This is a genomic window from Haloglomus halophilum (genome assembly GCF_024298885.1).
Taxonomy (GTDB): Archaea; Halobacteriota; Halobacteria; order Halobacteriales; family Haloarculaceae; genus Haloglomus; species Haloglomus halophilum.
On record NZ_CP101166.1, the window covers coordinates 3,920,474 to 3,939,183 of the forward strand.

17 protein-coding genes are annotated in these 18,710 nt (G+C 69.0%); 12 read left to right on the forward strand and 5 right to left on the reverse strand.

Going from position 1 to position 18,710, the window contains the following annotated elements; translation table 11 throughout:
* Nucleotides 1-3 precede the first annotated feature (3 nt).
* The 12 genes from NL114_RS19050 (at nt 4) to NL114_RS19105 (ending at nt 11,609) form a co-directional block, all read left to right on the forward strand.
* The gene (locus NL114_RS19050; RefSeq protein WP_254822497.1) at nt 4-573 is read left to right on the forward strand and encodes a flagellin; all 570 of its coding nucleotides are present in this window, start codon (nt 4-6) and stop codon (nt 571-573) included.
* Between the two features lie 65 nt (nt 574-638).
* A complete protein-coding gene (arlF, locus tag NL114_RS19055) occupies nt 639-1,085 on the forward strand; it encodes an archaellum stator protein ArlF (RefSeq protein ID WP_254822498.1) in 447 nt (148 codons plus the stop codon).
* On the forward strand, nt 1,086-1,547 hold the full coding sequence (gene arlG, locus NL114_RS19060; protein WP_254822499.1) for an archaellum stator protein ArlG: 462 nt from the start codon (nt 1,086-1,088) through the stop codon (nt 1,545-1,547).
* A 6-nt stretch (nt 1,548-1,553) separates the two neighbouring features.
* Nucleotides 1,554-2,276, forward strand: coding sequence for a DUF7500 family protein (locus NL114_RS19065; protein ID WP_254822500.1), 723 nt, complete (start codon nt 1,554-1,556; stop codon nt 2,274-2,276).
* Between the two features lie 177 nt (nt 2,277-2,453).
* On the forward strand, nt 2,454-2,813 hold the full coding sequence (gene cheY / locus NL114_RS19070; RefSeq protein ID WP_254822501.1) for a chemotaxis protein CheY: 360 nt from the start codon (nt 2,454-2,456) through the stop codon (nt 2,811-2,813).
* Nucleotides 2,813-4,000: a chemotaxis protein CheC gene (locus NL114_RS19075; RefSeq protein ID WP_254822502.1), complete on the forward strand. Its 1,188-nt coding sequence runs from the start codon at nt 2,813-2,815 to the stop codon at nt 3,998-4,000. The genes cheY and NL114_RS19075 overlap by 1 nt, the downstream gene beginning before the upstream one ends.
* Entirely contained in the window at nt 4,000-4,509 is a 510-nt protein-coding gene (locus NL114_RS19080; RefSeq protein ID WP_254822503.1) for a chemotaxis protein CheD, read from the forward strand. Before NL114_RS19075 ends, NL114_RS19080 begins: the two co-directional genes overlap by 1 nt.
* 256 nt (nt 4,510-4,765) lie before the next feature.
* Complete coding sequence (locus tag NL114_RS19085) at nt 4,766-6,556, forward strand: FlaD/FlaE family flagellar protein (RefSeq protein WP_254822504.1); 1,791 nt, start codon at nt 4,766-4,768, stop codon at nt 6,554-6,556.
* A gap of 1 nt (nt 6,557) precedes the next feature.
* The gene (gene arlH, locus NL114_RS19090; protein WP_254822505.1) at nt 6,558-7,328 is read left to right on the forward strand and encodes an archaellum protein ArlH; all 771 of its coding nucleotides are present in this window, start codon (nt 6,558-6,560) and stop codon (nt 7,326-7,328) included.
* Nucleotides 7,325-9,001 (forward strand): archaellum flagellar ATPase motor FlaI, encoded by a 1,677-nt coding sequence (gene flaI, locus NL114_RS19095; protein ID WP_254822506.1) that lies wholly within the window; start codon nt 7,325-7,327, stop codon nt 8,999-9,001. The genes arlH and flaI overlap by 4 nt, the downstream gene beginning before the upstream one ends.
* 2 nt (nt 9,002-9,003) lie before the next feature.
* On the forward strand, nt 9,004-10,728 hold the full coding sequence (arlJ, locus tag NL114_RS19100) for an archaellar assembly protein ArlJ/FlaJ (RefSeq protein ID WP_254822507.1): 1,725 nt from the start codon (nt 9,004-9,006) through the stop codon (nt 10,726-10,728).
* A gap of 2 nt (nt 10,729-10,730) precedes the next feature.
* Nucleotides 10,731-11,609, forward strand: coding sequence for a CheF family chemotaxis protein (locus NL114_RS19105; RefSeq protein ID WP_254822508.1), 879 nt, complete (start codon nt 10,731-10,733; stop codon nt 11,607-11,609).
* A 492-nt stretch (nt 11,610-12,101) separates the two neighbouring features.
* On the opposite strand, the gene NL114_RS19110 is transcribed toward NL114_RS19105, so the two are convergent.
* Genes NL114_RS19110 through cheB form a run of 5 tightly spaced genes read right to left on the reverse strand, consistent with a single transcriptional unit; the run spans nt 12,102 to nt 18,496 of the window.
* Complete coding sequence (locus NL114_RS19110) at nt 12,102-12,968, reverse strand: CheF family chemotaxis protein (protein ID WP_254822509.1); 867 nt, start codon at nt 12,966-12,968, stop codon at nt 12,102-12,104.
* A complete protein-coding gene (locus tag NL114_RS19115) occupies nt 12,965-14,287 on the reverse strand; it encodes a HEAT repeat domain-containing protein (protein ID WP_254822510.1) in 1,323 nt (440 codons plus the stop codon). Before NL114_RS19115 ends, NL114_RS19110 begins: the two co-directional genes overlap by 4 nt.
* A gap of 2 nt (nt 14,288-14,289) precedes the next feature.
* Entirely contained in the window at nt 14,290-15,132 is an 843-nt protein-coding gene (locus NL114_RS19120; RefSeq protein WP_254822511.1) for a CheR family methyltransferase, read from the reverse strand.
* A complete protein-coding gene (locus NL114_RS19125) occupies nt 15,129-17,393 on the reverse strand; it encodes a chemotaxis protein CheA (protein ID WP_254822512.1) in 2,265 nt (754 codons plus the stop codon). The genes NL114_RS19120 and NL114_RS19125 overlap by 4 nt, the downstream gene beginning before the upstream one ends.
* On the reverse strand, nt 17,390-18,496 hold the full coding sequence (cheB, locus tag NL114_RS19130; RefSeq protein WP_254822513.1) for a chemotaxis-specific protein-glutamate methyltransferase CheB: 1,107 nt from the start codon (nt 18,494-18,496) through the stop codon (nt 17,390-17,392). Before cheB ends, NL114_RS19125 begins: the two co-directional genes overlap by 4 nt.
* Between the last annotated feature and the right edge of the window lie 214 nt (nt 18,497-18,710).

Here is an 18,710-nt window from a genome sequence, read left to right on the forward strand (position 1 = left end):
ACAATGTTCGATAATATCAACAACACCGACGAGGAGCGTGGACAGGTGGGAATCGGTACCCTCATCGTGTTCATCGCGCTCGTCTTGGTCGCAGCGATTGCCGCCGGTGTGCTCATCAACACCGCCGGCTTCCTGCAGAACCAGGCCGAGTCGACTGGACAGGAGAGTACAAATCAGGTAACCCAGTCACTGGATGTCCAAAACACCCTCGGGACCGCCGATGGTAGCGGTAACATCGATACCATCGAGCTGGTCGTTTCAAAATCGCCCGGGGCCGGACCAGTCAACGTGACCAACTCCACCATCCAGTACGTCAGCCCCGATGATGCGACGACGCTAATCGGAGCAGAGCAATCGTCAGCGGGGTTCACTACTGATAGTGATATTCTGACTGACGACTCCAGCCCGATTACCATCACCATCAGTCTCGCTGATTTGGGTGTGAACAATCTTCAGGCCGGCGATGAGGTCGAGATGACAATCACCACGCCTTCGGGGGGCCAGTCAACCGTCATCGCGACGGTGCCCGAGCCACTAACGACGGACGACGACGGCGATCAGGTCCGGCTCTAACGAATCTCAACTCCCTCGTCTCGCCCGCTAACTAACCCTCTCAAATCTCCCGCGAACAAACACAAATGGGCTTCAGTGTCTCCGGCGCGACGGCCATCGTCTTCCTCGGCGCGGTCATCGCCTTCGGTAGCGCCTACCCTGCTGTCGTCGACAGTACGGAGGCCATCTCGCAGGCCCAGGGTCAGCAGTCCGACCGGATGCTCGAACAGCAGAACAGCGAGCTCACGGTCGAGACCGCGACCTATTACGCGGGCAACGACACGTTGACAGCCAACGTGTCCAACAGCGGCACGACCGCCCTGGCGGTAGGTGAGGTCGACGTTCTCGTCAACGGCACCTACCGCGACGGGGCGACAGTCGACGTCGTTGGGAACAGCGGTTCCGAGGTGTGGCTCCCCGGCGAGGTCCTCCGGGTGGAGGTATCGGCGACGCCCGGGACGGCCGGGGCCGAACTCCGGCTCAAGCTCGTGACGGGGCCGGGCGTCGCCGACGCCACGGAGGTGGCCACCTAGATGGCCAGCGCCTCCGTCTCCTCGCTCATCATCTTCATCGCCAGCCTGGTGGTCGCGGCCTCCGTCGCGGGCACGCTCGTCACGCAGGTCGGGGATATCACCCACTCCGTGACCGACAGCGGCGAGGACGTCGAGGAGAACATCAACACGGACATCGCCATCATCAGCGACGCCGGGCGGCCGGACTCCATCTACGACGGGAACGCACCCATCACGGTGCTGGTGAAGAACACCGGCTCGGGGACGCTCGCGACCGACCCCGGGCAGTTGGACGTGCTGGTGAACGGCAGTTACGTCGGCGAGAGCGACCTCACGGTGACGAAGGCCGGCGGAGGCGGTGGCTCCTGGGGCCCGGGCGAGGTGGTGAAGGTGGCAATCGACTACGGCGGCCTCGCCACCGGCGACCACCGCGTGACAGTTATTGTCAATGGGAACGAAGAGGTCCTGCGGTTCAGACACTGATTCCAGATGAGCGACGATACCCCGCCGTCCGACCGAGACAGCCCGGACGAAGAGCCCGACGACACGGACGAGCCACTGTTCCCGGTCGACGAGTCGGGCGACAGTCCGTCCGGGGAGGGCCCGCCGGAGGGGCGGCCCGAGAAGGGTCGCGTCCTCTCGCCGAACGACCTCGACATTACCGACGACGAGGCCGTCGAGGAGATAGACGACGGGCGATTCGTCGTCTCCGCGGGCGGCGGCCCGCCGAACGTACCGGACGACCCGCCCGACCCCACGACCGGCGCGGACCGTGGGAACGACGGTTCGAACTCCGGTTCCGGTCCCGCTGGCGCGGGGAACGAGCGGGGTGGCGTCGGCACTCCGGGCATGGGAGTTGGCGGGCCGGCGAGCCCCGAGGCCGCCCGGAACCTGCTCGGCGAGGAACTCGGCCGGACCCGGGCGCGCTACGGCATCGACGTGGTCGGGCGGTTCGACGGGGAGTCCGCCCGGCATCGGACCGTCTCCAACGACGTGGTGGCGACGTTCGAGAACCTGGTGCTCTGGTACGCCCGCCACGTCTCCGACGAGACGCCGGCCGAGGAGGTCATCGAGATCCTCCTCCGCGAGGCGAGCGTGGTTCCGGACCCGGGGACCCCGAACCTGAAGGAACTCCTGGACAAACACGACCTGACCCCCCACGACTCCATCGCCGAGCTGGTCGCGGCCATCACGGCAGAGTCTGGCGACTGACCGGCACGCAGACCGTCTTCGCTCGCGAGGTCGGCAGCCACGGACCACCGTTCGGCGGGCGAGTCGTCGGCTCGTCGAAGGTGACCCGGCCGGTCGGGTGGCGTAAAAAGTCTGGTCCGCGTTTCGGTCGCCGAGGGCTGCCGGACGTTAACGGGGGTATCCGTCCTGTCGTGGAGTATGGAGCTGGACGTACTGATCGTCGACGACTCGGACTTCATGCGTGACCTCCTTCGGGAGATCCTCGAGGAGGACCACGACGTCGTCGGCGAGGCCGAGAACGGCGTCGAAGCGGTGGAACTGTACCAGGAATCCGAGCCGGACCTCGTGATGATGGACATCACGATGCCCATCCGGAACGGCATCGAGGCGACCGACGAGATCACGTCGGGCGACCCCGCCGCGAACGTCATCATGTGCACGAGCGTCGGGCAGGAGGAGAAGATGAAGAGCGCAATCAAGGCCGGAGCGAGCGGCTACATCAAGAAACCCTTCCAGAAGCCGAGCGTGCTCCAGGAGATACAGAAGGTCACCGGCTGATGCAGATCGACATCGACGCCCTGGAGACGTACAACGAGTTGGCGCGTGACGGGGCGGAGTCGGCGGCCGCGTCGCTCTCGCAGCTGACGGGCATCCAGACCCGGGTCGACGTGACCAACGTCTCGCTGGCGTCCGCGGCGGACCTGCGCTACGAGTTCGTCGGTCGGGAGTTCGCCGGCGTCCGCATCGCGCTGGGCGGCGCGTTCTCGGGCGAGACGGTGATGGCGTTCGATAACCAGGCCCGGGAAGCCATCACGGACGTGCTGGCACCGGACGGAACGATGGAGCGCAGCGCCGTCGAGGAGGTGGGCAACATCATGATGAGCGGCTTCATCGACGGCTGGGCCGACCACCTCGACACGGGTATCGACATGAGCCCGCCGACGTACGTCGAGGGGTCCGGCGAGGAGGTGCTCCCGACGAACGTCGCCAGCGGTGAGCAGCTGATGATGTTCCGGAGCCGGGTGCAGGCGGTCGACGAGGCCGTGGACTTCCGCATCTGCCTGATGCCCGAGCGGGCGACGATGGCCGAGGCGATGGAGCCGGCCGCCGACAGCGGCATCGACTTCGAGAAACTGGAGGTGTTCAACGAGATGACCGCCGCCGGGAGCGCCAACGCCGCCGGCAACATCAGCACCATGACCGGCATCGACGCCGACCTCGAGGTCAACCGGATGAGCTTCGTCCCCATCGAGGACGTCCCGGCACAGGTCGGCGACGAACGTTACGTCGGAACGGTCCTCCAGTACGAGGGCTCCATCGGCGGCTACCTGGTCATCCTGTTCGACCAGCCCTCGGCCCGGGCAGTGGTGGACGCGATGATGCCCGGCGGGAGCGAGGACGGCTGGGGCGAGATGGAACAGAGCGCGCTGGAGGAGCTCTGCAACATCATGACCAGCGGCTTCATCGACGGCTGGGCGAACGTCCTCGAATCCGAGATCCAGCACTCCCCGCCGCAGTTCGTGGCGGACATGGGGTCGTCCATCCTGAGTCCCGTCGTCGGCCGGATGGCCGAGAGCCAGGAACACGCGTTCCTGCTGGACTCGACCATCGAGACGGCCGACGACCGGGCGTTCCGGTGTGAGCTGTTCGCCCTGCCGAACGAGGCGGAGCTGACCGCCGCGCTGGACGCGCTGCTGGTCGAGCGAGCGGACCAGCTGGAGGCCGACCCGAGCGAGGTGTTCTGATGTCGGTGCCGGCGAGTGACGACGCTCCCGGCGCAGCGGATCTCTCGGTCTCGGTGGCCGATAGCGGCGTTTCGGCCGGCGGCTGCCTCCGGACCAGCGGCCTGGGGTCCTGTCTCGGTATCGCGCTCCACGACCCGGAGGCCGGCGTGGGTGGACTGCTCCACCCCATGCTCCCGTTCCGCGAGGACGAGACGCGCCGCCGGGAGCGGTACGTCGATTCCGGCGTCGAGCGGCTGGTCGACGACCTCGTCGACATCGGGGCGGACCGGCGGCGCCTCGTCGCCCGCGTGGTCGGCGGCGCCGCAGTCGTCGAGTTCGGCTGGAACGACGACGCCGGCGGCTCCATCGGCCAGCGGAACGTGGCGGCCGCGGAGGAGGTCCTCGACGAGGCCGGTATCGACATCGTCGGCCGGGAGGTCGGCGGCGACCACGGCCGGTCGATGCGCTTCGACACGGCCACCGGCGAGCTGACCGTCGAGCGTACCGACGGCGAACGGACCGTCCTGTAGTCCTCCCCGGGCACGGCGGCGGGGCTGCCCGGGTAACTTCAACCTGTCCCTCGTTCCGGGGCTCGAAGTGGGCCTGACGTAATAGGAGGGTGCCGGACAAGTGGTACCAACCCATGCCTCTCACCCGCGAGACCTCAGCACGAGCCCCCTTCGGACACGAGCGGGGCCCGACGGCGACCGGCCGGCCGGCGTCCGCCACGCCGACCGCGGCGAGTCCGGTGACCGACGACGTGACCGTTCCGGGAGGTGGTCACTGATGGGGTTGTTCGGTGGCGGCGACGAGGAGGACACCGCGGACGAGGAACCCGAGGAGGCGACCGACCCGCTCCTCGACGACGGCGGCGACGACCTCCTCGACGGGGACGACGACATGACCTTCGGCGACATGGAGGAGGACGACGGCGGTGCCGGCGGCGCCGGGAACGCCGAACTCGAGAACCGGATGGACGAGCTGGAGAACGAGGTCGGCTCCCTCTCCTCGACGGTGAACACGGTCAAGAGCGAGAACGAGCAGATCAGCGAGTCCGTCGACGACATCGAGGAGAACATCCGGAAGCTACTGGAGGTGTACGAGATGGTCACCCGCGGCGTCAACCCGTTCGTCAACGAGGACGACCTGGGCGACGCCTTCGACGGCGGCGGAGGCGGTGGCGCCGCCGGCGGTGGCGCCAGCCTGTTCGGGGGCGACGACGGCGACGGGGACGAGGAAGCACTCGACGAGGATGTCGCTGGCGCCGACGCCGAGGACTTCTTCGACGAGGACCTCGGCGAGGACGAGTTCGACGACGGCATGGGCGACTTCGACGAGGGGGGCGACGAGTTCGGTGGCGGCATGGACGACTTCGACGATGATGCGGACGCCCTCGACGGTGGCATGGACGACTTCGACGATGATGCGGACGCCCTCGACGGTGGCATGGACGACTTCGACGATGATGCGGACGCCCTCGACGGTGGCATGGACGACTTCGACGATGATGCGGACGCCCTCGACGGTGGCATGGACGAGTTCGACGACAGCGGCGACGACCTCGGTGACGGCGGCGACACCGACGACGAGGGGAAGTCGTTCGAGGAGCTGAAGGCCGAGTACGACGCCGGCGACGCGGACTGGCAGGGTGAGGAGGCCGACGCCGGGGAGGCGCTGGACGCCCCGGACTCGGGACCGGCCGGGATGGACGGTGACGGGACGGACGGGGCTCTCGATGATGCTCTCGGCGGGGACGCTCCGGACGCGGACGAGACGTTCGGCACCGACGGGCTGGACGAGGACGCGGCCGACGATGCGGGGGCCACGACCACGGACGCGGCGGCGAGTGGCCCCTCGGACGGCCGTCGCCCCCATCTCGATTCGCTCCCGGACGGCTACGCCAGCGACGTGGTCGTGATGGAGTGGCTCGAGTTCCTGGTCGACCAGGGAGGTGTCGACGGTGCGGCCCGGACCATCGCCTACTACGAGTCCATCGGCTGGCTCGGCGAGGCCGCCGCCGAGGACCTGCAGACGTATCTCGGTGGCTTCGGCGAGGCCACCGCCGAGGGTCTTCCGGACCCGGAGACCGTCGAGGCCCGCTCGCCGCTCAGCGTGCAGTGCCACCGGACGAGCCTGCGCTACGTCAGCCGGCTCTCCAGCGCCTCGATGGGCATGGACGTGATGGACCGGCTGGACGAGGGGGATGCCGCCCGTGCCCCAGCGCCGGACGCGCGTTCGCCTCGCCCGGACTGGCTGGCGGGCAACGGTCACGACTCGGCTGCACGCGCCGCGCCCGCCGCGGAGGCGGCCGGTGGGCCGGCGACCGACGGTGGAACGGACCCGACCGACAGCGGGACGGACCCCGCAACCGACGACGGCCGGGAACCGGCCTGGCAGCACCCGCCGGAGTCGGGGGCGACCGATACCGGGGAGGCCCACGACCCAGCACCCGAGGGACGGCTGACCCGGGCCCGGGGGACCGACGACGGGCCGCCGCCGGGTGGCCGCCGCGGTGTCGAGCGGGCCGGGGCCGAGGCACCGACCCCCGAATCGACCGACGACCCCACCGACCAGTAAGATGCCAGGCACCAACGCCGAACGGAACCTGCTCTCGCTCGGGCTGAGTGACCACGACCGGCTGAACAAGGAACTGGGCGGCGGTATCCCGAGGGGGAGCATCGTCCTCGTCGAGGGCGACTACGGTGCCGGCAAGAGCGCGCTCTCACAGCGGCTCGCCTACGGGTTCTGTGAGACGGGGACGAGCGTCACCTACCTCTCGACGGAGCTGACCATCGGCGGGTTCATCGACCAGATGCACTCCCTGGAGTACGGCGTGGTCGACCACCTCCTGAACGAGGACCTCCTCTTCCTCCACGCCGACATCGACACGGGGGGCGTGCTGTCGGGCGGCGGTGACGCCGAGAACGAGCGGATGGACCTCCTCTCGAGCCTGATGGAGGCCGAGACGATGTGGGAACCCGAGGTCGTCATCATCGACACCTTCGACGCCATCCTCCGGAACGACCCCACGTTCGAGGCGCTCATCCGACAGAACGAGGAGCGCCAGGCCGCCCTCGAGATCATCTCCTTCTTCCGGAACATCATCTCCAGCGGGAAGGTCATCGTGCTGACGGTCGACCCGTCCACGGTAGACCAGGAGGCGATCGGCCCGTTCCGGGCCATCGCGGACGTCTTCTTCGAACTGGAGATGATAGAGGTCGGCAACGACGTGCGCCGGCAGATCGCGGTCAAGCGGTTCGCCGGCATGGGGGAACAGGTGGGTGACTCGGTCGGGTACAGTGTCCGGTCGGGCACCGGAATCGTCATCGAGAACCGCTCCATCGCATGACGGAACTGGGAACCGCTCGGCCCACGGACGAGCTGCGCGAGGAGGCCGCCCGCAGGCCCCACCTGCGCGAGCATCTCAAGAAGTTCAAACAGATCACCGGCGAGTTCCCACTCCTCATCGACGAGCCGTCCGGCGAGTACGAGACGCACCGGCCCAACGTGCTCTACTCGGTCGGCGGCCCCATCTACTGCCACATCTACGGCGACCTCGGCCGGGACACGAAGTACTACGCCATCGAGCCGACGCTCTCTGGCGCGGAGCGAGAGGTGTACGCGGACATCAAGGACGAACTGCTGCGCCGGAGCGTCAGCAAGCCGGCGCCGGAGAACGAGTCCGAGTACGGCGACCGCATCGAGGAACTGCTCTCCGAGACCACGCAGGTCGAGGAGGACGGTGGCCCGGACAGCCTCCTCGAACAGATCAAGTTCCGCTTCGACCCCTCGGTCCAGGAGGTCTCGCGCTCCACCTACGAGAACATCCGCTACCGGCTCAACCGCGACATCGTCGGGCTGGGCCCGCTCGAGCCGGTGATGCGCGACCCTGCGAACGAGGACATCCACGTCATCGGGCCGGAGGGGTGTTACGTCGACCACGGCACCTACGGGATGCTGGAGACGACCGTCGAGTGGGAGTCGGACAAGGCGTTCGACACCTGGCTCCGGAACATGGGCGAGCGCATCGGCGACCCGCTGAGCGACTCGGACCCCATCGTCGACTCCACGCTCCCCGACGGCTCGCGCCTGAACGTCATCTACTCCGACGACGTGTCGCTGAAGGGCCCCTCGCTCACCATCCGCCAGGGCGAGGAGGTGCCGCTCTCGGTCAACCAGATCACGAAGTGGGGCACCCTCTCGCCGGAGCTGGCCGCCTACCTGTGGCTCTGCCTGGAGAACGAACAGACCGTGTTCGTCGTCGGCGAGACGGCCTCGGGGAAGACGACGACGCTCAACTCCATCATGGCGTTCATCCCACGGGACGACAAGATATACACCGCAGAGGACACCGCCGAGGTCCTGCCACCCCACGACACCTGGCAGCAACTGCTCACCCGCGAGGGCGAGGGTGAGGGCAGTCAGGACGTCGACATGTTCGACCTCGTCGCGGCCGCGCTCCGGTCGCGCCCGGACTACATCGTCGTCGGGGAGGTCAGAGGGGCGGAGGGGCAGATGGCGTTCCAGGCCGCCCAGACGGGCCACCCCGTGATGCTGACCTTCCACGCGTCCGACATCGTCTCGATGATCCAGCGGTTCACCGGCGAGCCCATCAACGTCCCCGAGACGTTCATCGACAACGCCGACGTGGCCCTGTTCCAGAACCGCGTCAAGCAGGGCGACGACGTGCTCCGGCGCGTGACCTCGGTCCAGGAGATCGAGGGCTACTCCAAGGAGATGGACGGCGTCGTCACGCGCCAGGCGTTCTACTGGGACCCCGTCGACGACGAGATCGTCTTCCAGGGGATGAACAACTCCTACGTCCTCGAGGAGCAGATCGCCAGCCTGCTGGGGTACGCGGACACCCGGAAGATCTACGACGACCTCCAGTTCCGGGCCCGCGTCATCGAGCGGATGATCCAGGAGGGTATCCTCGACTACCACGACGTCATCGAGACCATCGCGGACTTCCAGCGCGACGGCGTGGAGGGGCTTCCCTTCGACATCCACAGACAGAACTAGCCATGAGTGTCGGACAGCGCAGCGCACAGGCCGCAGACCTCCTCGGCAGCATCATCACGGCCTACGAGGAGATGGAGATGCCGGCCCGGCGCTACGTGCTGGCCGTCCTGCTCCCGACGTCGTTCCTGTTCCTCATCACCATCGTCGCCGCGATTGCGGTGGAGACGCTGTTGCTGGTCCGGCTCCTGCTCCCCCTCTTCGGCCTCCTCATCCTCGGGGCGGGCGTCGCCTATCCCCGGGTGGCGCTGGACCGACGCCGCATCGAGATGGAGAACCGGTTCCACCTGATGGTCACGCACATGACGGTCCTGTCGACGACGAACATCGACCGGATGGAGGTGTTCCGCAAACTGGGCGAGGAGGAGGAGTACGGCGAGCTCGCGAAGGAGATCCGCCGCATCGTCCAGCTGGTCGACACCTGGAACCAGAGCCTCGACGACGCCTGCCGCCGCCGGGCGAAGTCGGTCCCCAGCGAGTCGCTGACGGACCTGTTCGACCGACTGGCCTACACGCTGGGCGCGGGCCAGGCGCTCGATGATTTCCTCCTCAGCGAGCAGAGCGTGATGATAGAGAACTACTCGACCGTCTACGAGTCCGCGCTGGACAACCTCGACGTGATGAAGGACCTCTACCTGTCGATGATCCTCTCGATGACGTTCGCCCTGGTCTTCGCCGTGGTCCTCCCCATCCTGACGGGGACCGACCCGACGCTGACGGTGGCGGCGGTCATCAGCATGTTCGGCTTCGTCCAGCTGGGGTTCTTCCTCGTCATCCGGGCGGTCGTCCCGTACGACCCGGTCTGGTACGTCGCCGAGGACGTCGACACGGAGGCCGAGCGGAAGCTGTTGCTGGTGACGGCCGTGAGCGGTATCCTGTTCGTGCTGCTGGCGGCCGTCTTCGCGGGCGCGCTGGTCGGTGTCGGCGTCTTCCGGATGCTCATCCCGGGCTGGCTCCCGACGCCGCTGTACGTCGCCATCCCGACGCTCCCGTTCCTAGGGGTCGCGCTCGCGTTCCGGGCCGAGGAGAAGCGCATCCGGAACCGCGACGAGGAGTTCCCGTCGTTCATCCGGGCGCTGGGTGCGACCGAGAGCGCGAAGCAGGCGACCACCTCGAAGGTGCTCTCGACGCTCCGCGACAAGGACTTCGGCTCGCTCACAGGGACCATCGACGACCTCTACCGGCGGCTCAACATGCGCATCGACACGAGCAAGGCGTGGCGCTTCTTCACCGCCGAGAACGGCTCCTACCTCATCCAGAAGTTCAGCGAGATGTACCTCATCGGCCGGGAGATGGGTGGTGACCCCAAACAGCTCGGTGAACTCATCAGCCGCAACATGAACGAGATCAACCAGCTCCGCGAGCAGCGCAGCCAGGCCACGACGACGCTCATCGGCCTGCTGTACGGCATCACCGCGGCCGCATCGTTCGCGTTCTTCACCGGGCTGGAGATCGTCGGCATCCTGGCCGGGTTCGACATCGGAACGGCCTCGGCCGGCGGGATGGACTTCGGGAAGCTGCTCCACACGGACGTCTACAACCTGCCGCTGCTGCAGGCGCTGTTGCTCTGTGTCATCATCTTCAACGCGGTCGTCTCCGCGCTGACCATCCGGACCGCCGACGGCGGTCACCCCGGCAACGGCTACCTCCACTTCGTCCTGCTGACGTGGGTCGGCTGTGGGACCGCCGTCGCGACACAACAGCTCATCAGCATGCTGCTCAGTATCTGACCATGGCAGAAGAGAGACCAGTCGCCGACTTCACGGGTCGGTTCGCACTCGAACGGGGGAACGGGGGACGGCCGGAGCCGACGCAGGGCCGGGTGGTCATGAGCCGCCAGCGGCTCGTATTCGTCACAGCCGACCGGCGGACGACGGTGCCCCTCGAGAGCGTCGTCGACGTGGTGGTCGGGCAGGTGCCCAGCGACATGCGGGCCCTGTTCGACGACTCGCTCACCATCGCCTACCGGGACGGCTCCGCCACCCGGACCGCGGTCGTCGAGGGCGGCGGTGACACCATCGACCGGTTCACGACCGTCCTCTTCCGGGCGCTGGTGACCGGCCGCGATGCACTCGTGAAGCATCCCGCGCGCGTCGGCGGCCGGGTCACCGACGCGACCGCCAGCCCCGCGAAGATGCAGGTCTCCGACGACGGCGTCCGCTTCCGGACCCCCGACGGCGGGTTCTGCATCGACCCCGGGCAGGTCATCGACTTCACTCGGACGGAACGGTCGCCGGACGGCACCGAGCGCCCGACGCTCCTCGTCCAGCACACGGACGACGGGGAGGCGGTCACGTCGCTCGCGGCGCCCGCCTCGGCGCGACTGGTCAACCTCCTCGGGCGCTACCTCCGCGTCGAGTACGACACGCTCCGCTCGAACATCGCCGACGTGGAGCTGACCGAGGCGGAGAAGCAGGTGCTGGTCGGCATCTACGCGACCGGCGGACACATCGACTTCACCAGTCTGCTCGACGGCGACGCGGCCCGTGTCACGCGCGTCCTCAACGGTCTCGGCGAGAAGGGCCTCGTCGACGACGGCCCGGACGCCGTCTCGCTCACGCCGGAGGGCCGCGTCGTGGTCACCGAACGCATCGAGGATGTCAACGTCTGAGTACGACCTCGGGCGAGAGGACCTCCGACGAGCCGACCGGGGGGTCGGCGGACGCCACATCCGACCACCCAGCCGGGCTCGACGGACGCCGCGACGACCGGCCGCCGTTCGCTGGCCGCACCCCGCATGACGCTGCTCCCCGATACGTGGTACAATATAGCATGCCCGATAGTAACATAACACAATATTCTCGATTTACCGCTCGAAAATTATTTATCCGCCCAGGAGAATATCCAGATACCATGATGGAATGTGACACCTGCGGCAAAACGCCGGAGTTCGACGAGCGGAGCGTCTTCGAGACAGCGGACGGCGAGCACATCTGTACGGAGTGCCGCGTTCCGGTCGTGGCCTGATTCGGCAGAGGTATTTTCGACTAATCTCGCTTTTTTCTACCTCTAATCGGCATATTGAGGTAGGGGAGCGGTTCTGAGTACATCTATTCCGACTCGGCAGATATATCCCGTTTAGAATCATATCGAGCCGGGCGAGTCACTGGTCGTTCATCGACTCGCTGGCGATGTTGCGCCCGCGGGGGCGCAACGCGACCTCACGGCGGATACGGACCTCCTCCAGCACGTCGAGGTCGATGAGTCGGTCGAAGATCTCCTCGACGTCGTCCGGCGGGAGTTCGACGAACTCCGGGATGTCGAACGAGGAGACCCCGGAGTACAGCGCCATCAGGACCTCCTCCTCGGAAGGGTCGAGGTCGAGGTCCGTCTCGTTCCGGGCCGCACCTTTCCCGAGGACGGAGGCGATGATGGAACAGTGGCGCGGGTTGCCCGAGAGGTACGTCTCGACGCTGGTTCCATCGTCGGTGTGTGAGGCCTCGATGACGGGCCGCTCGCTCCCCCGGACGGACCGCTGGTCACGCTCGACGGCGCTCGTGTCGTCGACCTCGATCTCGACGAGTTTGCCGGATTCGGTGGCCAGGTTGATGCGCTCCTCCTCGAGTTTCACGCGGGCCTTCTGCCAGTCCACGTCGCGGACGACCCCGCCCTCCACGGCGGGGTGGCGGATGAGGACGACCTCGCCGTCGACCATCGCGCCGTACAGCGTCCGCTCGAAGGCGGCGGCGTCCTCGGGCGAGACGAGGAACACGTCGTCGCCCTGTCGGACGCTGACGTAGTTCGACACCTGTGCGATGGTCTGGTTGATGTCGAACCGTCCCTGTGCGGCCTCGATGCCCGAGAGGGGTACCGTCCGCTTGCCCTCGTTGCCCGCGAGGACGAGCCGGCGCGTCGAGAGGACGATGCGGCCGCGCTGCCAGCCCACGTCGCCCAGCTTCCGGCCGTCCTCGATGACCTGGGCGAAGCGGCCGGTCGTGTCGGCCAGTTTCCGCTCGGGCGTCTTGCTCACGACAGCTCACCCCCCGGCGCACCACCGAGTTTCGAGAGCGCCGAGAAGGCCCGCTTGCGCAGGCGTTCCTCCTCGGTCTCGTCGACGAAGCGACCCAGCCGCTCCCGGGCACGCTCGTCACCGACCTTGCCGAGGACGAACAGCGCCTGCGCCCGGGCGTCCATCGAGGCCCCGGGATCGTCCAGCAGCGCGAGCAGTCGCCGCTCCAGGCCGGCGCCGTCGAGGCTGGTGAGGCTGGACGCCGCGAACTGTGCGGTCCGGTCGTCCCGGTCGTCGAGGGCTTCGATGAGCGCCGCCTGGGCCTCGCCGCCGCCCGTGCCGCTGGCGACGCGGCCGAGGAGCCACGCCGCATTGCGGCGCTGTGGCGACCCCGACGCCTCCGTCAGGATTGCCGCCAGCGGTCCCACGGCCGAACCGTGGTCCACGTCCTCCAGCCGGTCGACAGCCATCTCCCGGGCCTCGTGGCTCTCGGCCGCGGGTGCGTTCGACAGCACCTCCACGAGCGCGAAGACGGCCGTCCGGCGGACTCCCTCGCTCGGGTCGTGGAGCGCGTCGACCAGCGGGTCGACCGGCTCGACGCTCCCGAAGTCACCGAGCGCGTCGACTGCCGTCCGGCGGATGGACTCGGACTCGTCGGCCACCAGGGGTTCGAGCGCCCGGCGCGCGGGTGGTGTCCCGATGGCCCCGAGGGCCGACGCGACCGCGCGCCTGACCGGTGCCGAGTCGTCGTCGGTCCGGTCGGCCAGCGCCTCGACGGCACGGGGGTCGCCGACCCGGCCACAGGAGCGTGCCGTCCGGGCCCGGACCCGCTGGTCGGGGTCGTCGAGCCGGTCGACGAGCGCCGGCGTCACCCGTTCGTCGCCGACCTGCCCCAGCCCGACGGCGGCGGCCATCCGCAGCTCCGGCCGGTCGGCGTCGAGCAGCTCCGCGAACGCCTCGGCCGTGACCCAGTCCGCGTCGCCGCCGATATCGCTGCCGGTCAGCTCGCCGACCAGCCGCTCGATGGCTGCCTGCCCGTGCCGGTCGAGCGCGTCGACCGCCGCCCCGCGGACGCCGGGGGCGTCGTCGTCCGTCGCCGCGGTCACCAGCGCGTCGACGACGCCGTCCGCGTCGGTCACGCCGGCATCGCCACCGCCCGCGTCCGACGCCTCGGCCCCCAGCAGGTCGTCGGCGTCGCCAGGGTCGGGGGCACGTGAGGGGTCCTCGATATCGCCGAGGATGGCCGCCGCTCGCCGTCTGACCTCCGCCTGCGACCCGTGGCGGAGGTACTCGACGAGCGTGTCGGCGTCGGCCTCCCGTTCGAGCTGGTACAGTGACATGGTCAGCAGTGGCGGTAGACGTGGGCTCCCCGCTCGACCGCGTCGAACGACGTGCGGAACTCGCGGGGGAGCGTCTCGGATTTCCCGATGGTGAGGTAGCCGTCGGGGACGACGGCCGCGGCGAGACCGTCGAAGATGTCCCGCGTGTGGTCCCCGTCGATGTAGATGAGCAGGTTCCGGCAGAGGACCAGTTCGAACTCGCCCAGCGGGTCCTCCCGGAGGAGGTCGTGGCGGCGGAACTCGACCAGCTCCCGGACCGGCCGGCGGACGGTGAACGAGTCGCCATCGCGGTCGACGTGGGCGTCGAGGTCCGACAGCGGTGCGAGTTCCTCGGCGATATCCGTGGTCCGGGTGGTCTCGTACGTCCCGCGGCGGGCGGCCGCCAGCGCCTCGCCGTCGATGTCGGTGCCGACGATGTCCAGTCGATTCGCGTCGATGGCGGGGTCGTCGCGCGCGAGCATCGCCAGCGAGTAGGGCTCGCGCCCGTCCGCGCAGGGAGCGCTCCAGCACCGGACCGTCCGGTTGGCAGCCGTCAGCTCCGCGAGCACGTCGCGGAGGACCGCCCACACGTCCGGGTTGCGGAAGAACCGGGTGACGTTGATATTGAGCGCGTCCAGCAGGGCCGTCTGCTCGGCCTCGTCGGCCTCGAGGAGGCCGCGGTACTCGCGGTAGGTCTCGGCGTCGGTCCGGCGGATGCGCGCGGTCACCCGCCGGTCGAGGTAGGCGTCGTTGTACGGGCCGGGGTCGAACGCCATCTCGCCGGTCACGAACGAGAGGACGGTGTCGAGGCTGCCGCTCGCCGCCTCCGACTCGTCGGCCTCGCCGCGGGCCCCCCGGCCGCTCATAGCTCCCTCACGTTCAGGATGGGGATGATGTTCCCGTCGCCGAGGATGGCGGTCCCGGAGAGCTCCGAGATGCCGCTCAACGCGCCGTCGAGCGGTTTCACGACCACCTCCTCCTGGTCCTGTACCCGGTCACACCGGAGCGCCACCTCACGCTCGGAGGGGCGGATACGGACGAGCATCCCTCCGCTCCGGTCCATCGGACCCTGTCCGGCGGTGAGCCCGTCGATGCCGTCCCGGCCGGCCCCGCCGGTCGCCGACCCGCCCGTATCGGGACCGGAGCCGGCCGCCGACCCGCCGTCCGCGGCGAGTTCGCCGCGGCCGTTTCCGGTGTCGAGGGCCTCCGAGAGCCGGACGACGGGGACCACGTCGTCGCCGTGTCTGACCACGTCGTCGCCGTGGAGCTGCTCGATGTCGTCGTCGCGGGTTATCTCGTCGATGTTCTTGATGGGGATGCCGTAGCTCTGTTCGCCGACCGCGACGAACAGGACGTCGACGATGGCGACCGAGACGGGCAGCTGCAGCCGGAAGGTCGTCCCCTCGCCGGGTATGGACTCGACGTTCACGGAGCCGTCCAGCTGCTCGACCGTCCGATGGACCACGTCCATCCCGACGCCGCGGCCGCTGAGGTCGGTCACCTCCTCGTTGGTCGAGAGCCCGGGGTGGAACACGAGGTCGTGGGCCTCGTCGTCAGGCATCGCGGCCGCTTCCTCCTCGGTCAGGACGCCTTCGCTCACGGCCTTGCGCCGGAGTCGGTCGGCGTCCAGCCCGGCACCGTCGTCCTCGACGACGATGGTGACGTGGTCACGCTCGCGCTTCGCGCGGAGTTCGACCTGTCCCTCGGGCGGCTTGCCGGCGGCCTCGCGCTCCTGAGGCGGCTCGATACCGTGGTCGACGGCGTTGCGCAGGATGTGGATGAGCGGGTCGCCGATCTCCGCGAGGATGGACCGGTCCAGCTCGATATCCTTCCCGTACATCTCGAAGTCCACCTCCTTCCCGGAGTCGCGGGCGGTGTCCCGGACCACGCGCGGGAGCTTGCTCACCACGCGACGGAGCGGGATGAGCCGCATGTCCATCACCGTGTTCTGGAGCCGGCTCGTCACCTTGTCGAGGTCGCTCATACTGTTCTTCGCGCTCTCGAACTCCTCGGCCTCGACGGCCCGCCGGATGTTGATGCGGTTGGTGACCAGCTGCTCGACGAGCCCGTGGAGTTCGTCCAGCCGGTCCACGTCGACCCGGACGGAGGCGATCTCGTCGGCCGACGGCCCGGCATCCCGGCCGGCCGCCGCGTCTCCGCCCGCGTCATCGCCGGCGTCCGGGGTGGACCCGGAGCCGTCGGTGGCCGCCGGCGACTCGTCCGCCGCCGCGGCGACATCGAGGGCTTCGGACTCGCCGGCTGGCGCGCCGGCGCCCGCATCGCCTTCCGCGCCGGGGGGCTCGTCTTCCGACTCGGACTCGCCCGCCGCCTCGCGGATCGTGGTCACCTCGAAGGAGTCGACCGCGCCGACAGTCTCCAGCCCGGCCGCCAGGGCCGCGGGCTCGTCGTCCGGGAGGAACACGTCGAACGCCCCGCTGTACTCGCCGCCCTCGATGGCCTCGCGGGACGGCGCGAGTTCGAACCCCTCGAACCCCTCCGCGAGTGCCTCCAGCACGAACATCGCCTCGACACCCGGCATCTCGCCGGTGTCGACCGTCACCCGGGCGTGGACCACGCGGTCGGCGCCGGGAAACGCCGGCACCGCGTCGGCGTGGGCGAACTCGGCAGCCTCGTCGCCGGGACCGGAGGCGCCGTCTACGGGGGCGCCGTCTCCCCCGGCGTCGTCAGTCACCCCGGCCGCGGGGTCGCTCTCGTCCCCTGTGACCGTCTCGCGGTCACCCTCGGCATCGGCGTGGTCCATCGTCCGGCGGAGGCTCTCGACGGTGTCGCTCACGTCGACCTCCTCGTCCTCGCCGGCCTCGATGGCCGCGACGGCCGCCTCGATGCGGTCGACCGCGTCGAAGGTCACGTCCATCACCTCGCTGGAGACGGTCATCTCGCCGGCACGGATCTCGTCGAGGAGGTCCTCCAGCGCGTGGGCGAGGCTGCTCGCGTCGGTGAAGCCCATCGCCGCGAAGTTCCCCTTCAGCGTGTGGGCCGTCCGGAAGACCGAGTCCATGGCCTCCGCGTCGGTGGGGTCGTCCTCGAGTGCCAGCAGCGCGTTGTTCAGGTCGGTGATATGCTCTCTCGCCTCGGAGACGAAGGTGGTTCTGTGGTCGTCGTTCATGGTCGGAGAAAGGTGTTGCAGATGGCGCCGGCGACCGCCCCGGCCGGGCGGACCGCGTCGACGACGCCGGTCTCGATGGCGCGCTTCGGCATCCCGAACACCGCCGAGGTCGCCTCGTCCTGTGCCACGACGGTCCCGCCGGCGGCCGCCACGGCCTCGACACCGGCCGCACCGTCGCCGCCCATGCCGGTGAGGATAGCCGCAGTCAACGGCCCGTCGACGGTCGCCGCGGCGGATTCGAGCGTCCGGTCGACCGCCGGCCGGACGCCGTGCAGCGGTTCGTCCTGCGTGAGTTTGACCCGGAGCCGGCCGCCGCCGAACCCCGAGACGACGAGGTGGTGGTCGCCCTTCGCGACCAGCGCCTCGCCGCCGCCGATGCGGTCGCCGTCGGCCGCCTCGCGGACGTCGTAGTCGGAGGCGTCGTCGAGCCGCTGGGCGAACCGACCCGTGAACGCGTCGGGCATGTGCTGCACCACGAGGACCCGGAGGTCGGCATCGAGCGGGAGTCCCGCCACGAGTTCCTCGACCACCGGCGGGCCGCCGGTGGAGGCGCCGACGACGAGCGTCGCGTCCGCCGCGTACTCGCTCGCCGCGCCGTCGGCACCGTGCCCTCCGGCCTCGCCGCCACTGTCCTCCGCGGCCCGGGACTCGGGCGCGCCGGCCGCGGTCGGGTCGACCGTCGCGACCGACCGGACGGTCTCGACCAGTTGCTCCCCGTGGTCGTGCATCGCCATCGACACCTCGCCGCCGGGTTTGGTGAAGAAGTCGACGGCGCCCCTGTCCAGTGCCTCGAAGGTGGACCCGTCCGCCGAGCCGGCGTGTGCCGAGAGCACCAGCACCGGCGTCGGGCGCTGGGCCATCACCCGCTCGACGGCCTCGACGCCGTCCACGTCGGGCATCCGCAGGTCCATCGTCACGACATCCGGGTCGTGTTCGACGACGGCCTCGACCGCGGCCGCGCCGTCGTCGGCCGTGGCGACCACCTCCACGCCACCCGACTCGAGGATGTCGCTGATGACGGTCCGCATGAACTGCGAATCGTCGACGACGACGGCCCGGAGCTGCCCGTCGGTCGCGTGCCGCGCTCCCGTGGTGTGCGTCATACTCCCCGCGGGAGCTGCGGGGGTTCGACTGGCGACGCTGTCATAGGCGGGCGGTGGTCGCAGTCGCTATTTAACACTCGTCCGGACTCACGTCTCGACACCGACGGGGCCCTCTTGTCGCCAGCAGTGCTGGCAGGAGGTGATGACAGGACCCCTCGACGACAGGGCGGTGGGCCACGGGCTGATGATCGGCCTGATGCTCGGGGCGACGGTG

What these genes read in the sequence shown, in the direction of transcription:
- NL114_RS19050 (WP_254822497.1), top strand. Translation starts at nt 4, where the DNA reads ATGTTCGATAATATCAACAACACCGACGAGGAGCGTGGACAGGTGGGA.
- arlH (WP_254822505.1), top strand. Translation starts at nt 6,558, where the DNA reads ATGCCAGGCACCAACGCCGAACGGAACCTGCTCTCGCTCGGGCTGAGT.
- NL114_RS19125 (WP_254822512.1), bottom strand. Translation starts at nt 17,393, where the DNA reads ATGAACGACGACCACAGAACCACCTTCGTCTCCGAGGCGAGAGAGCAT.
- NL114_RS19105 (WP_254822508.1), top strand. Translation starts at nt 10,731, where the DNA reads ATGGCAGAAGAGAGACCAGTCGCCGACTTCACGGGTCGGTTCGCACTC.
- NL114_RS19120 (WP_254822511.1), bottom strand. Translation starts at nt 15,132, where the DNA reads ATGAGCGGCCGGGGGGCCCGCGGCGAGGCCGACGAGTCGGAGGCGGCG.
- NL114_RS19115 (WP_254822510.1), bottom strand. Translation starts at nt 14,287, where the DNA reads ATGTCACTGTACCAGCTCGAACGGGAGGCCGACGCCGACACGCTCGTC.
- NL114_RS19075 (WP_254822502.1), top strand. Translation starts at nt 2,813, where the DNA reads ATGCAGATCGACATCGACGCCCTGGAGACGTACAACGAGTTGGCGCGT.
- cheY (WP_254822501.1), top strand. Translation starts at nt 2,454, where the DNA reads ATGGAGCTGGACGTACTGATCGTCGACGACTCGGACTTCATGCGTGAC.
- NL114_RS19080 (WP_254822503.1), top strand. Translation starts at nt 4,000, where the DNA reads ATGTCGGTGCCGGCGAGTGACGACGCTCCCGGCGCAGCGGATCTCTCG.
- arlF (WP_254822498.1), top strand. Translation starts at nt 639, where the DNA reads ATGGGCTTCAGTGTCTCCGGCGCGACGGCCATCGTCTTCCTCGGCGCG.
- NL114_RS19065 (WP_254822500.1), top strand. Translation starts at nt 1,554, where the DNA reads ATGAGCGACGATACCCCGCCGTCCGACCGAGACAGCCCGGACGAAGAG.
- cheB (WP_254822513.1), bottom strand. Translation starts at nt 18,496, where the DNA reads ATGACGCACACCACGGGAGCGCGGCACGCGACCGACGGGCAGCTCCGG.
- flaI (WP_254822506.1), top strand. Translation starts at nt 7,325, where the DNA reads ATGACGGAACTGGGAACCGCTCGGCCCACGGACGAGCTGCGCGAGGAG.
- NL114_RS19085 (WP_254822504.1), top strand. Translation starts at nt 4,766, where the DNA reads ATGGGGTTGTTCGGTGGCGGCGACGAGGAGGACACCGCGGACGAGGAA.
- arlG (WP_254822499.1), top strand. Translation starts at nt 1,086, where the DNA reads ATGGCCAGCGCCTCCGTCTCCTCGCTCATCATCTTCATCGCCAGCCTG.
- arlJ (WP_254822507.1), top strand. Translation starts at nt 9,004, where the DNA reads ATGAGTGTCGGACAGCGCAGCGCACAGGCCGCAGACCTCCTCGGCAGC.